Source organism: Pseudaeromonas pectinilytica, from assembly GCF_054780855.1.
Window position 1 is genome coordinate 42,985 of sequence record NZ_BAAGVN010000363.1, and the last position, 12,704, is coordinate 55,688.

Here is a 12,704-nt window from a genome sequence, read left to right on the forward strand (position 1 = left end):
CCGCGATGAGACCCCATGTTCCCGTGTTGCTGGCAACCCTGCTGGTTGCCCACCAGAGCGTTGCTGCCGAGTCGTTTGACCTGCAGGCGTTAATCACCGCAGCGCGTCAGGAAGCGCCGATCACCATTTATGCTCCTTCGGGAAAAATTGTTGATACCGCTGCCGCATTCAGCCAGAAGTACGGCGTGAAGGCCGAAGGTGTCAAGATCAACGGCGCGGCCCAGTTGGAGAAGATGACCCGCGAGTTCCGCGCTGGCAATGTGCGCGGCGATGTGGTGCTGACTGGCGATCCAACTGCTGCTCTGGCGCAGATGATGCCTCTGGGCATGGTCGAAAACTGGACACCGCCCGATCTGCTGGGGCAGATCCCGGCGACGAACCGAGATCCGCTGGTGGTATATGGCGATCCCGTGGTCTGGAGCTACAACAACGAGACCTATGCTAAGTGCCCGGTGGACAACATCTGGGCACTGACGGATGCCAAGTGGCAGCGCAAGATCACGCTGCAGGATCCGCTCACCAAGGCCAGCTATCTGGACTGGTTCAACCAGATCGAACATCACTATGACGAGCAGATGGCAACGGCCTACCAAGCTTATTATGGTAAGCCGTTCGACCGCGCCCAAGGGTCAGCAACGGAGGCCTGGGTCAAAGCATTTGCCAAGAATGGTCCACTGCCGACTGACTCCGATGGATCAGCCAGTGAAGCTGTTGGTGCACCGGGGCAGAAGGAGCCGTTTATGGGGCTGATTTCTACTGCCAAGTATCGTGACGTGGCCAAGGGTAAGTTGCGCATGGCGATCTGCGGCTCGATGCAGCCGTTTGTCGGACTCTCAACCCCTGCCTTTGGTCTGATCTCGGCCAAGACCAAGAGCCCGAACTCGGCCCGTCTACTGATCCATTACTTGATGACCGAAGAGGGGATCGCGAATCAGACCATTGATGGCAAAGTCTCCGGGAATAGCACGATTCCACCCCACGCCAAAGAGGCATCAGGGGTCCATGCCGTATGGGGTCAGGTGTTGCAGTATCAGTCCACCTCGGCACCGCAGGACTTCGATGCTCGCCAACGCTGGTCCGATATCTGGCGTCTGAATTTTACCCGCTAACTGAAAAGGAGGGCGCTGGCTGAGGCTTCGGCGCCTGTGGTACCTGATGACATCACGCTGTATTCGTTATGAGGACGCGCTCTCGGCTCGCCTAGAGGCCGGGATCGCTATGGTGCGCGAGGCGGGTCAGTTGGCCCGACAGGCATTTGCGACCATGACGCCCGAACAAATTGGCTACAAGGGGCCGCAGGATTTCCTGACGGCCACGGATCTGGCCGTCGAACGATTGCTACGCGAATCGATCATTCGCCAGTTCCCGGATGATGCGCTGCTGGGGGAGGAGCAGGGCGGTAGCATCGGCGATGACACCTGGGTCGTGGACCCGATTGATGGCACCGCCAACTTCGCCCGCGGCATTCCCCATTTTTGTGTGGTAGTGGCATTTGTCAGTCAGCAGCAGACCCGCTTTGGCATCATCTATGACCCGATCCACGATGAGTTGTTTGTGGCGCGTCAGGGATTGGGAGCGACGCTTAATGGCATACCGCTCCGGGTGGCGTCGACGGCCGACTTCAGCGTTGCCAATCTGGAGTTGGGCTGGAATGCGCGGCGCCCGACTTCACTCTATCTGCAGACGCTCAGTGAGTTGCTAGCGCTGGGAAGTAATGTGCGCCGCTCGGCCTGTGGGGCCCTGGCGTTGGCTTATGTTGCCTGTGGTCGTACCGATGGCTATATCGAATTGCACATGAACCCCTGGGATTGCCTCGCTGGCTTGCTATTGGTACGCGAAGCGGGTGGTGTGACCACGGATCTCACCGCGAAGGCCGATTGGCCTCTGGGGGGGGCCGTGCTGGCAGCTGTCCCTGTCTTTGCCGAAATGATGGCCGCAGCTGCTGGCCTGAACCTGGAACAACCTGAATTAACAAGGAAAGCTGTATGAGTTCGGTTCCTGAATACCCTCGCGCGGCCCTGCATCGCATCGCTGACGCTATCGGCCCTGAAGGGCAACATCTCTATCTAGGCGGCGATGAAGCCGCGCGCGATCTGGCTTTGTTGCGAGCTCACGGCATCACGGCTGTCGTCAACTGTGCCGTCAATCTCGACATCAACTATGTGTGCGATCCCTATTTGCCGCTGGAGGGCGAGAAGCTGGCTGGTGGTCACGGCGCGATTCGTTGTTACAAGATGGGGTTGGTGGATGGCCCGGGTAATCCCCACCACATGGCGCTGGCCGGTTATTATCTACTGGATGGCGCTTTTCGCCAGCAATTGCCCGAGAAGGCGAGCTATCCGAGCCGCGAGCGCGGCCATGTGCTGATCCACTGCCGGGCAGGTCGTAGTCGTTCGGTGGCGATCGCAGCCCTCTATTTGCATCGACAACAGCCGGAGCGATTTTCCTCACTGCAGGCCGCCATTGACGAGATCCGCGAGCGGCGTGAGTTACAGCCCGAGGAGTGGTTTGAAACGCCAAAACCGAGCCTGATCGAGGCGATCGAGAAGGCCAATCGCATGCTGGATCTGCTCGCCCGAGAGGGCTTGGCCTGAGCGCCAGCCACTGTGTGTCTAACGGGTGGTGCCTCGCCAAACGGGCTCGAGCGGACAAGTATAGTCGTTAGAAAAGGCTCCGAAGGAGGCCTGAAGCCGAGCTATGATGTGTTGCACCATCTGCTGCTGGGGTTGGCGGAATGTGGTCAGCTGGTAAGCATGCCAGCGCGCCTGCTCTATGTCGTCAAAGCCGATTAGCACCAGATCTTCCGGCACCCGGATGCCCCGCCGGCGAACCTCGTCAAGAAAGCCGCAGGCCAGTAGATCGGTGACGCAGAACACGCCATCGGGCATCTGGCGCAGTGATGCGGCCATGGTTACTCCAGACGCATAAGAGGTATCGCCGTAGCGCAGCACTTCCATCTCCAGCCCTGCCGCCTGTGCTGCCGCAACAAAGCCACGTTCGCGAGCTTCCAATCCGACTGAGCCAACATCCGAGGTTACCACAGCAACCCGTTGGCACCCCTGGCGCTGCAGGATTGCCAGCGCAGAGCGCGCTGTGCCCTCGTTGTCGATGCGGATATTCTCGGCGTGAGGATGGTCATAGTCGCGGTTGACGAGGATGACTCGCTGGCCATTGGTCAGGCATTTGTCGATCAGCTCTTTTTGCGGTTGGCCTGAGAGAATGATGGATGCCTCGGCGCGGAAGCTCAGGGTCTGTGACAGGGCAGCCGCGACGCTTGAGGCATCGCCCTTGGTATTGATCACCATGGCCACCTTGTCGATTTGTTGCAATGCTCGTGTCAGCTGATCGAGAAAACTGGCTTGAAACGGTGTGCTGATATCGGTGGTGATCAGACTGACGATACGGCTGGTATCGTGCAGGCAGCGCGCCAGATGATTGACCTGGTATCCCAACTGCTGGGCCGCTGCCAATACCTTGGCCCGGGTGCGAGGCGACACGCTGGCTCCGGCCGTGAAGGTCCGGGACACCGCCGAGCGTGATACGCCAGCCAACTCCGCAACCTGCAAGGCACTGATAAAGCGTTTCTCGAGTGGCGAAGGGGAGAGGCTCATGACGGGCAGGATTCCTTGTGCAGTCGACAGATTATGGCCGACGCCAGTATAGAGCAACCACGGGACAGAAATATGACAAGCTGGCGACATCCACCGCTGTCTGTTGACGACGCTTGGCGTACGACTTGGGCTCGTTGACCGGCATGTTTCGGTTATGCGGTTGAAAAAATGCCACGCCTTGGTCGGGCGTGGCATGAAGACTGGGTCTCGGGTTCTTGATGCCGGCGAAGAGGCCTAGTGATTGAGGGTCAGTAGGTAGCGCTCGCCATTGCGAGTAAAGCCGTTGTGCAGCAAGAAGGCTGATAACGCATGGTGCTCTTCCGGGCGTGCGGCATGGGTGGAGAGCATGGCTTGGCTACAGCCTTGGGACTGCATCCAGCTTAGTGTCTCGCTGAGCAGATACTGGCCGACACCACGGCGTCGCGTCGCGTCGCGAACGGCGAAGTAGATGATCTCTTCATCCTGGGTCACTGCCAGACCGACGACCCGATCATTGAAGGTGGCAACGTGCCATTGACCGGCATGCAGTAATTTATCTCGATTCAGCGCATCGGCGCTGAGTAGTTTGTTCAGGCTATCCAGCCAGTAAGGCAGCAGCTCGGCGCTGTGGTGTACCGTCAATCGCATGATGACTCCTTGACCGCTTGGTTGGCCCTGTCTGTCGGGGCGCGCGGAAAATCGGGGCTGTGTGAGCCCTTTCCATGGGGTAACCCAAGTTTAACACGGCCGACGTGTTCCGGCAGGCTCAGTGCTGTGTTGCGGGAATAGTTTGTGACTCACTCGGTCATTGACACTAGAATGGTCGCACTTTTCATCAGAGGTCTGGACATGCAGTGTCGTCTCGGTTGCGGGGCCTGCTGTATTGCTCCCAGTATCAGTTCTGCCATTCCGGGAATGCCAGATGGCAAGCCGGCGGGAGCTCGTTGTATCCAGCTCGACGAGCAGAACCTGTGTCTGTTATTCGGTTTGAGTAGCCGTCCAACGGTTTGTCTGGGATTCCGGGCCATGGTTGATGTGTGCGGAAGCAGTCAGGATGAGGCGTTGTGGTTGATTGGCGAACTCGAGATGCAGACTTGTTAGGTTAGCGACCCAGCCAACTGGTGGGATTAACCGGTTTCCCTTGCCAGCGGATTTCAAAATAGAGGCCGGTCTGGGGCTGACCGCCACTGTTGCCGACCCGAGCCACGGATTCGCCACGGCGGACCGTATCGCCACTGGTTTTGAGCAGCGCTGAATTATTGCCATACAGGCTCAGATAGCCGCTGCCATGGTCAATCACCAGGACGTTGCCAAATCCTTCCAGCCAATCGGCAAACACCACATCGCCATCGGCAATGGCGCTGACTGGCGCACCTTCACTACCACCGATCAGAATGCCTTTCCAGGTGACTTCACCGCTACGATGCTCACCAAAACGGCGGACTTGCGGACCTTGCAACGGCCATGGCAAATGACCTCGTTCCTTGCCCAGCCCTTTATGATCCCCTTGGGCGATGACGGCGGAGGCCTGTGCCTCGGCGGCGGCTTCGGAGCGCCCTTGTTCTCGAGCCTTGGCGCGGGCGCGGGCAACCGCTTCGGCTTTCTTGCGCTTGCGTTCGGCGATCAGGCGTTTGCGAGCTTCTTCAATTTTGCGCTGCATACGCTGTTCGGCAGCGCGCAGTTTGGCCAGTTGTTGCTGATCATCGACCAGGGATTTTTTGATTTCGTTGACTGTACCTTCGCGCTGCAGCTGTTTTTGTTGCAGGCTGCTCTGATCCTGCTGCTGCTCTTTAACCAGCGAGGTCAGTTTGTTGCTCGCTTGGGTCGTTTGCCGACGATTCTGGGCTAGACGTAGCTGGGTTTCCTTGAGGGCGGCTATGGCGTCGAGACGAGCCTGATTAAAATAGCCGTAATAATCAAGGGCGCGGCCGACGGCCACCGGATCCTGTTGATTCAGTAGTAGTTTGAGATAATCGCTATTGCCCATGCGGTAGGCATGGTCGAGTTGTTCGGCGAGAAGTCGTTCCTGACGCTTGAGTTGCGCAGTCAACTCCCGGCCCTGAGCGGCCAGCGCCTCGAGTTGTTTGCGGGTGGTCTTGAGTTTACTTTGTGAGCCCTGCAGTCGCTTGGCTAATGCGGTGACTGCGGCCTCATCTTTTTGCAGTTGCTGGTGCAACTGATCGAGGTCTTTTTTTTGCGAGCTGATTTCTTGCTGTTTTTTCTGGATCTGTTCGCGGACCTTGTTCAGATCCGGATTATCGGCCGCCTGGAGTGACGGCGACAAAAACAACGCGCCGGCCAGAAGGCCGACGCGAGTCAGTAGCTTAATAACATCATCCATTACCCGCATGGCACGGATTATTTCAGAATCATCAAGGGCTTGCCAGTCATTTCCGGCGGTACTTCCATGCCCATCAGTGTCAGCATGGTCGGCGCCAGATCCGACAGTTTGCCGCCTTCAACGACATCGGCTTTACGGCCCACGTAGATCAGCGGAACCGGCAGACTGGTATGGGCGGTGTGAGCTTGACCTGTCTCTTCGTTCATCATTTGCTCGGCGTTGCCATGGTCGGCGGTGATCAGACATTCGCCACCGACTTCTTTCAGGGCTGCCACGATACGACCAATCGCGGTATCAACCGCTTCACAGGCCTTGACGGCTGCATCAAAAATACCGGTGTGGCCGACCATGTCGCCATTCGGATAGTTACAGATGATGACGTCATAGGTGCCACTCTTGATGGCAGCAACCAGCTTGTCAGTCATTTCCCCGGAGCTCATTTCGGGTTGCAGATCATAGGTTGCAACCTTGGGGCTCTGGATCAGTTCGCGATCTTCACCCGGGAAGCTGGTTTCTTCACCGCCGTTGAAGAAGAAGGTCACATGAGCGTATTTCTCGGTTTCAGAAATGCGCAGTTGTGTCTTGTCGTGCTTGGCCAGCCATTCACCCAGGGTGTTGGTCAGAGCCGTTGGCGGATAGGCACAGGAGGTTTTGATGTCAGCGGCATATTCGGTCAACATGACGAAGTCGGCCAGTTTAGGCTGCTTGTTACGCACGAAACCGGAGAAGTCGGCATCGACGAAGGTCCGGGTGATTTCACGGGCACGGTCAGCACGGAAGTTCATGAAAATCATGGCATCGCCATCATTCAGGGTGGCCGCTTCGCTGCCGATAACGCTGGCTTTGACGAATTCATCGTTCTCGCCACGTTCGTAGGCTGCTGCCAGAGCAGCGCTACCGCTGGCAAAGTTGGCAAACTCGCTCTTGCCTTCGGTCATCAGGTCATAGGCTTCCTGAACGCGCTCCCAGCGATTGTCACGATCCATGGCATAGTAGCGACCGACCAAAGAGGCGATGCGCCCCTTGCCCAGCTTGGCGAACAGGGCGTCGAAACGCTCGATGGCGACCTGGGCGCAACGGGGTGCTACGTCACGGCCATCCAGGAAGGCGTGCAGATAAATCTGCTCGGCACCACGCTTGGCAGCCAGTTCAACCATGGCGGCAATATGGTCTTCATGGCTATGAACGCCGCCTTCAGACAGCAAGCCCATGATGTGCACGGCTTTGCCTTGGCTGGTCGCGGCATCAACGGCGCGGCACAGAGCTTCATTGTTGAAAAAATCACCATCGCGGATCTCTTTGGTGACGCGAGTCAGTTCCTGGTACACCACACGACCGGCACCAATGTTGACGTGACCCACTTCGGAGTTGCCCATCTGGCCATCTGGCAAACCGACATCCATACCAGAGGCAGAGATCAGGGTGTTGGCATAGGTGGCACACAAGGCGTCGAGATTCGGGGTCTTGGCGGCGGCGACGGCATTGAACTCTTTCTTGGTGCTGTAGCCCCAACCATCCATGATGATCAGTGCCAGTGGCTTCTTGGCGATAGACATTGAGGGAGTCCTCTCTTGAAGTGACAGAAATGGGTAAAGCTTCTGGGCAGCCATATTACAACATCTGCCGAAATAGTCATCTGATCACACATTGCCTGATGATGACTTGACTTGAATAGGCTGCGACCTGACTCCCAGCTTTACCCTCGGTGAGGCTGCTATTCTATCGCCCCCCATGTATACTGCCGGGGTTTTATTTTTAGCGAGTGGACTAGACCCGAAATGCAAGAATATATCGATTTTGTGGGTAGAAACCCCATGCTGGTTGCGGCTTGGTGTGGTTTGTTTGTAGCGCTGATCTACACCTCAGTGCGCGCATTGCTCTCTCCTATCAAGCAGATCGGTAATCGCGAGGCGACACTGCTGATCAACCGGGAAAATGGCATAGTTGTCGATGTCCGGACCCAGGACGAGTTTGCCAAGGGACACATTGTTGACGCAGTTAACATTCTGACCACCCAGATCGAGGCAAATAACCTCTCCCAGATTGAAAAGCATAAAGATGCCCCCACTATTGTGGTGTGCGAGAGCGGCATGCGTGCCCCCGCTGCAGCGACTGCCTTGAGTAAAGCTGGTTTTACCCGAGTGTTTGTCTTGCGTGGTGGTCTGGCTAGTTGGCGCGGCGAAAACCTGCCAGTAACCAAAAAACGTTAATGATTTCATAGCTCTGTATCCAGAACTCATTTTTCACAAGGATTAAGTCAATGGCTGAAGCAGCAAGCAACGAAGTAAAGCAACCTGAATTTCATATCCAACGCGTCTATATCAAGGATGTTTCCTTCGAAGCGCCTAACACCCCGGCCATCTTCCAAAAAGAGTGGCAGCCGGACGTCAAGCTGGACATGGATACCAAGACTGCCGTTCTGGCCGAAGACATCTATGAAGTATGTCTGACTCTGACGGTCACCTGCAGCCTGGGTGATGATGTGGCTTTCCTGTGTGAAGTGAAGCAGGCTGGTATTTTCACCGCTGCCAATCTGGATGCTCCGCAACTGGCCCATTGCCTGGGTTCCTACTGCCCGAACATTCTGTTCCCGTATGCCCGTGAAGCAGTCGCTGCTCTGGTGACCAAGGGGTCATTCCCGCAGCTGAATCTGGCTCCGGTCAACTTTGACGCTTTGTTTGCCGCTCATATGTCCAAGCTGGAAGCGGAACAAGAAGCAGCTGCGAGCCATTAAGCATATGGCACAGGATGTTGTGGTATCTGTCCTGGGGGCGGGGTCTTATGGCACCGCCCTTGCCATTTCTTTGGCGCGTAAAGGGCTGAGGATCCTACTCTGGGGTCATGAGCCTGAGCATATCGCCATGCTTGAAGCGGCACGTTGCAATGAACTATTTTTACCGGACGTGCCTTTTCCGCCGACGCTCGAGTTGACCGCAGATCTTGCGTATGCCGTTCAGGCAAGCAAGACCTTGCTGGTGGTGGTTCCCAGTCATGTCTTCGGCGACGTATTACGTCAAGCCAAGCCTCATCTCGCAGCCGATGCTCGCATCGCCTGGGCGACCAAAGGGTTGGAGCCGGATAGCGGCCGCCTGTTGGGGGATGTTGCCCGGGAAGCATTAGGTGATGCAGTGCCTCTGGCGGTGATTTCTGGCCCTACCTTTGCGCGTGAACTGGCCGCTGGCTTGCCAACCGCGATTTCGGTTGCGGCGACCGATGATGCCTTTGCCGACGAACTGTCCGACCTGATGCATTGCGGTAAGTCGTTTCGGGTGTATACCAATCCGGATTTCATCGGCTTGCAACTAGGCGGCGCGGTGAAGAACGTGATTGCTATCGGCGCTGGACTCTCAGATGGTCTGGGATTTGGCGCCAATGCCCGCACCGCCCTGATTACCCGAGGCCTGGTGGAGTTGCAGCGTTTGGGCGTTGCCCTGGGTGCCGATGCCAAAACCTTTATGGGCATGGCCGGGCTAGGGGACTTGGTTCTCACCTGCACCGACAATCAATCGCGTAATCGCCGTTTTGGTCTGGCCTTGGGTGCAGGGAAGAGTATCGAACAAGCCATGGACGAGATCGGCCAGGTGGTGGAAGGATATCGCAATACACGCGAGGTCCATATCCTGGCGGCGCGGCAGGGCATCGAGATGCCTATCTGTGAACAGATTTTTGCCATTCTGTATCAGAACAAGCCGCCGAAAGAGGCTGCGCTAGCGCTGCTCAGTCGCGACAAGAAAGACGAATAGACAAAAGCCCCGCTCGCGGGGCTTTGTTTTATCCAATCACTGCAGCATGTCAGTAAAAAGAGTGCTCGCCCCGGTTATGTTCGGTAGCATCGCGAACACCTTTGATCTCACCGGGGAACAGATCCAGAAACTGCTTCTCGATGCCGTCCTTCAGGGTGACATCGATCATGGAGCAGCCATTGCAGCCACCGCCAAATTGCAGGATCGCATAGCCATCGTTGGTAATTTCCAGCAGCGTCACTTTGCCACCGTGTCCAGCCAGGGATGGATTGACCTGAGTGTGAATGACGTACTCGATGCGCTCGATCAGGGGAGCATCGGCATCAACCTTGCGCATCTTGGCATTTGGCGCCTTGAGCGTCAGTTGGGAACCCATCTGGTCGGAAACAAAATCGATGGCCGCCTCTTCCAGAAAGGGAGCGCTCTGGGCGTCGACTAGCGCATCGAAACCGGCAAACGGCAAAACCAGATCTTCGGGCTCTACGGCATCGGGTGGGCAGTATGAAACACCGCACTCGGCATTCGGCGTGCCGGCATTCATTACAAAAACACGAATATTGGTGCCATCAGGCTGCTTTTCCAGCAGTTTGCGGAAATGGGCCTGAGCGGCGTCGGAAATGCTGATCATGGCAGTCCTCTAATCCTGACTAAATAGCTCGGAATTATCATACTCTGCTTGTTTGAGCTCGCCTAGCCTCAAGATCGATGTCGAAGGGTACGACAAATCGCCCAGATCTCGACGCGCTCCACGCCAGCGGCCTTGAGTCGGAGTGTGAGTTGTTCGGCGGTGGCTCCTGTGGTGACCACATCATCGACCACGGCGACATGGCGATAGGATATTGGGTGCAGAGTAAAAGCCTCGCGCAAATTTTTTTGTCGCTGCTGCTTGTTCAGCCGCGCCTGAGCCGGTGTGGCGCGTATGCGCTGCAAGCAGTGGCTATCCACGGGAATGTGTTGGATCCGACCAATGGCATGGGCCAGTTCTGCCGCTTGGTTATAACCCCGTCGCCACTGTCGCCACCAATGCAACGGCACCGGCAGCAATGCCTCCGGTCGTTCATCCTGCTCGAGACTGGCACTGAACAAGCGTGCCAATAGCACTGCGCATTCAGGGTGGCGTTGGTATTTCAGGCGATGGATCAATTGGCGGTAAGGCGTTTCATAGTCGGCGAGAACGCGCAGCCGATCCCAAGCGGGAGGCTGCTGCAAACAGGCCCCGCAGCGGATGCCCGGTTCAGCGAGCGGAAATGCGCAATAAGGGCAAGGAAATGGGATGCGCGGTAAATCGGCCTGACATTCATCGCAAATTAGCGGGTGTGTCTGGGAAGATTGTCGGCACAACAAACAGTCACCCAGTAACAGGCGATGAGTGCCAATGGTGCGTAATACCTGAAGCATCCGGTTGATAGGCAGCAACATAGCGATAGCGGCGGCGGGTTGGGGGAGAGATTTGAGCAGTGTAGATGATGAAAAAGGGCGCCCGAGGGCGCCCTTGTCCATTTGCCAGCTGTGCTTAGTAGTTGTAAGCACGCTCGCCATGAGAAGTCAGATCCAGACCTTCGCGTTCAGCTTCCACCGGTACACGCAGACCTACCAGCTTGTCGACGATGAAGAAGGCAACCACGGAGACCACACCAGACCAGATGATGGTAGTGACGACACCGATCGCCTGGATTTTAACTTGTGCAGCAATCGAGTAGTCAGGAGTCACGGCATTAGCCACGTAATCCCACACCCCGGTACCACCCAGGTCAGGTGAAGCGAAGACACCGGTGAGCAGTGCACCAATGATACCGCCTACACCGTGCACACCGAAGACATCCAGAGAGTCATCGACATTCAACAGACGCTTCAGGCCATGCACGCCCCACAGGCAGATGACACCTGCGACACCACCAATCACCATGGCGCCAGGGACACCGACGAAGCCACATGCCGGGGTAATCGCAACCAGACCTGCAACTGCACCAGAAATAGCACCCAGCAAGGAAGGCTTACCTTTCAGGCCCCACTCAGCCAGCAGCCAGGTGAAGGTTGCCATTGCCGTTGCTACCCAGGTGTTGACCAGAGCCAGCCCCGCGATGCCATTGGCTTCCAGTGAAGAACCGGCATTGAAGCCGAACCAACCTACCCACAGCAAACAGGCGCCAATCATGGACATGGTCAGGCTGTGCGGTGCCATAGATTCGCGACCAAAACCGACACGCTTGCCAACAAAGTAGGCACCCGCGAGGCCAGCAATAGCAGCGTTGATATGCACAACAGTACCGCCTGCAAAATCCAAGGCTCCCTTCTGGAACAACCAGCCTGCAGTGCTACCCGCAGCGGCAGCAGCTTCGGCGCTGGTATAGGCATCCGGACCGGCCCAGTACCACACCATGTGTGCCATCGGCAGGTAAGAGAAGCTGAACCACAGCACCATGAAGATCAGTACGGCAGAGAAGCGAATTCGCTCGGCGAATGCGCCCAGGATCAAACAGCAGGTGATGGCTGCGAATGCGCCCTGGAACACCACATAAATCAACTCAGAAACACCCGCTCCCTTGGAGAACGTGGCCGCAATCGAGTCAGGCGTTACCCCGTTGAGGAATATCTTCGAAAAGTTACCGAAGAAGGCACTCCCCTCAGTGAAGGCAATACTGTAGCCATAACTGACCCACAGAATAGTCGCCAGCCCAAAGACGGCGAATACCTGCATCAGCACCGACAGCATGTTTTTGGTGCGAACCAGGCCACCATAAAACAGAGCCAAACCGGGAACTGACATCAGAATGACGAAAGCAGCAGATACCATCAACCAGGCATTGTCGCCTTTGTTAACAGTAATCACAGGTGCAGCAGGAGCTGCTTCAGCGGCTGGCGCTGCAGCGACTTCAGTTGCAACCTCGGTAGTCGGGGCGGTTTCATCGCTCCATGCCGGACTGGTGAAGCCAAAGGCTCCTACCAGTGCCAGAATTGCAAATAAGCGTTTCATTGTAGGTATCTCCCTGAAAGAATCGTGTCCTGGTATTCGTACAGATAAACTCTGTT

The 12,704-nt window shown here is 56.6% G+C and carries 14 protein-coding genes; 7 read left to right on the plus strand and 7 right to left on the minus strand.

Going from position 1 to position 12,704, the window contains the following annotated elements:
- Positions 1–5: 5 nt before the first annotated feature.
- From ACYVG7_RS21320 to ACYVG7_RS21330, 3 genes are read left to right on the plus strand one after another with little or no spacing between them, the layout of a single operon-like run.
- Complete coding sequence (locus ACYVG7_RS21320) at positions 6–1,109, plus strand: ABC transporter substrate-binding protein (protein WP_460885117.1); 1,104 nt, start codon at positions 6–8, stop codon at positions 1,107–1,109.
- Between the two features lie 46 nt (positions 1,110–1,155).
- Positions 1,156–1,989: an inositol monophosphatase family protein gene (locus tag ACYVG7_RS21325; RefSeq protein WP_460885118.1), complete on the plus strand. Its 834-nt coding sequence runs from the start codon at positions 1,156–1,158 to the stop codon at positions 1,987–1,989.
- On the plus strand, positions 1,986–2,594 hold the full coding sequence (locus ACYVG7_RS21330; RefSeq protein WP_460885119.1) for a dual specificity protein phosphatase family protein: 609 nt from the start codon (positions 1,986–1,988) through the stop codon (positions 2,592–2,594). The genes ACYVG7_RS21325 and ACYVG7_RS21330 overlap by 4 nt, the downstream gene beginning before the upstream one ends.
- 18 nt (positions 2,595–2,612) lie before the next feature.
- On the opposite strand, the gene ACYVG7_RS21335 is transcribed toward ACYVG7_RS21330, so the two are convergent.
- On the minus strand, positions 2,613–3,611 hold the full coding sequence (locus ACYVG7_RS21335) for a LacI family DNA-binding transcriptional regulator (RefSeq protein WP_460885120.1): 999 nt from the start codon (positions 3,609–3,611) through the stop codon (positions 2,613–2,615).
- Positions 3,612–3,845: 234 nt separating this feature from the next.
- The gene (locus tag ACYVG7_RS21340; RefSeq protein ID WP_460885121.1) at positions 3,846–4,238 is read right to left on the minus strand and encodes an acetyl-CoA sensor PanZ family protein; all 393 of its coding nucleotides are present in this window, start codon (positions 4,236–4,238) and stop codon (positions 3,846–3,848) included.
- Positions 4,239–4,439: 201 nt separating this feature from the next.
- Between ACYVG7_RS21340 and ACYVG7_RS21345 the strand changes: the two genes are divergently transcribed.
- Positions 4,440–4,691, plus strand: a complete 252-nt coding sequence (locus ACYVG7_RS21345; protein WP_460885122.1) for a YkgJ family cysteine cluster protein — start codon at positions 4,440–4,442, stop codon at positions 4,689–4,691.
- A 1-nt stretch (position 4,692) separates the two neighbouring features.
- Here the strand turns inward: ACYVG7_RS21345 and envC are convergent, their stop codons facing one another.
- Positions 4,693–5,931 carry a murein hydrolase activator EnvC gene (gene envC / locus ACYVG7_RS21350; protein WP_460885123.1) on the minus strand — a complete coding sequence of 413 codons (1,239 nt, stop codon included), beginning with the start codon at positions 5,929–5,931 and terminating at the stop codon, positions 4,693–4,695.
- A gap of 17 nt (positions 5,932–5,948) precedes the next feature.
- The gene (gene gpmM / locus ACYVG7_RS21355; protein WP_460885124.1) at positions 5,949–7,487 is read right to left on the minus strand and encodes a 2,3-bisphosphoglycerate-independent phosphoglycerate mutase; all 1,539 of its coding nucleotides are present in this window, start codon (positions 7,485–7,487) and stop codon (positions 5,949–5,951) included.
- A 222-nt stretch (positions 7,488–7,709) separates the two neighbouring features.
- On the opposite strand from gpmM, the gene ACYVG7_RS21360 reads away from it, so the two are divergent.
- From ACYVG7_RS21360 to gpsA, 3 genes are read left to right on the plus strand one after another with little or no spacing between them, the layout of a single operon-like run.
- Entirely contained in the window at positions 7,710–8,141 is a 432-nt protein-coding gene (locus ACYVG7_RS21360) for a rhodanese-like domain-containing protein (RefSeq protein WP_460885125.1), read from the plus strand.
- A 50-nt stretch (positions 8,142–8,191) separates the two neighbouring features.
- Positions 8,192–8,665: a protein-export chaperone SecB gene (gene secB, locus ACYVG7_RS21365; RefSeq protein ID WP_460885126.1), complete on the plus strand. Its 474-nt coding sequence runs from the start codon at positions 8,192–8,194 to the stop codon at positions 8,663–8,665.
- Between the two features lie 4 nt (positions 8,666–8,669).
- The gene (gene gpsA / locus ACYVG7_RS21370; RefSeq protein ID WP_460885127.1) at positions 8,670–9,674 is read left to right on the plus strand and encodes an NAD(P)H-dependent glycerol-3-phosphate dehydrogenase; all 1,005 of its coding nucleotides are present in this window, start codon (positions 8,670–8,672) and stop codon (positions 9,672–9,674) included.
- 49 nt (positions 9,675–9,723) lie between these two features.
- Here gpsA and nfuA read toward each other — a convergent pair whose 3' ends face one another.
- The 3 genes from nfuA to ACYVG7_RS21385 form a co-directional block, all read right to left on the minus strand.
- Positions 9,724–10,302: a Fe-S biogenesis protein NfuA gene (gene nfuA, locus ACYVG7_RS21375; RefSeq protein WP_460885128.1), complete on the minus strand. Its 579-nt coding sequence runs from the start codon at positions 10,300–10,302 to the stop codon at positions 9,724–9,726.
- Between the two features lie 68 nt (positions 10,303–10,370).
- Positions 10,371–10,883 carry a ComF family protein gene (locus tag ACYVG7_RS21380; protein WP_460885129.1) on the minus strand — a complete coding sequence of 171 codons (513 nt, stop codon included), beginning with the start codon at positions 10,881–10,883 and terminating at the stop codon, positions 10,371–10,373.
- Between the two features lie 304 nt (positions 10,884–11,187).
- Positions 11,188–12,648, minus strand: coding sequence for an ammonium transporter (locus ACYVG7_RS21385; protein ID WP_460885130.1), 1,461 nt, complete (start codon positions 12,646–12,648; stop codon positions 11,188–11,190).
- Between the last annotated feature and the right edge of the window lie 56 nt (positions 12,649–12,704).

Excerpts from the sequence above, each read along its gene's own strand:
- ACYVG7_RS21320 (WP_460885117.1), top strand. The coding sequence starts at position 6 with ATGAGACCCCATGTTCCCGTGTTGCTGGCAACCCTGCTGGTTGCCCAC.
- ACYVG7_RS21325 (WP_460885118.1), top strand. The coding sequence starts at position 1,156 with ATGACATCACGCTGTATTCGTTATGAGGACGCGCTCTCGGCTCGCCTA.
- ACYVG7_RS21330 (WP_460885119.1), top strand. The coding sequence starts at position 1,986 with ATGAGTTCGGTTCCTGAATACCCTCGCGCGGCCCTGCATCGCATCGCT.
- ACYVG7_RS21335 (WP_460885120.1), bottom strand. The coding sequence starts at position 3,611 with ATGAGCCTCTCCCCTTCGCCACTCGAGAAACGCTTTATCAGTGCCTTG.
- ACYVG7_RS21340 (WP_460885121.1), bottom strand. The coding sequence starts at position 4,238 with ATGCGATTGACGGTACACCACAGCGCCGAGCTGCTGCCTTACTGGCTG.
- ACYVG7_RS21345 (WP_460885122.1), top strand. The coding sequence starts at position 4,440 with ATGCAGTGTCGTCTCGGTTGCGGGGCCTGCTGTATTGCTCCCAGTATC.
- envC (WP_460885123.1), bottom strand. The coding sequence starts at position 5,931 with ATGGATGATGTTATTAAGCTACTGACTCGCGTCGGCCTTCTGGCCGGC.
- gpmM (WP_460885124.1), bottom strand. The coding sequence starts at position 7,487 with ATGTCTATCGCCAAGAAGCCACTGGCACTGATCATCATGGATGGTTGG.
- ACYVG7_RS21360 (WP_460885125.1), top strand. The coding sequence starts at position 7,710 with ATGCAAGAATATATCGATTTTGTGGGTAGAAACCCCATGCTGGTTGCG.
- secB (WP_460885126.1), top strand. The coding sequence starts at position 8,192 with ATGGCTGAAGCAGCAAGCAACGAAGTAAAGCAACCTGAATTTCATATC.
- gpsA (WP_460885127.1), top strand. The coding sequence starts at position 8,670 with ATGGCACAGGATGTTGTGGTATCTGTCCTGGGGGCGGGGTCTTATGGC.
- nfuA (WP_460885128.1), bottom strand. The coding sequence starts at position 10,302 with ATGATCAGCATTTCCGACGCCGCTCAGGCCCATTTCCGCAAACTGCTG.
- ACYVG7_RS21385 (WP_460885130.1), bottom strand. The coding sequence starts at position 12,648 with ATGAAACGCTTATTTGCAATTCTGGCACTGGTAGGAGCCTTTGGCTTC.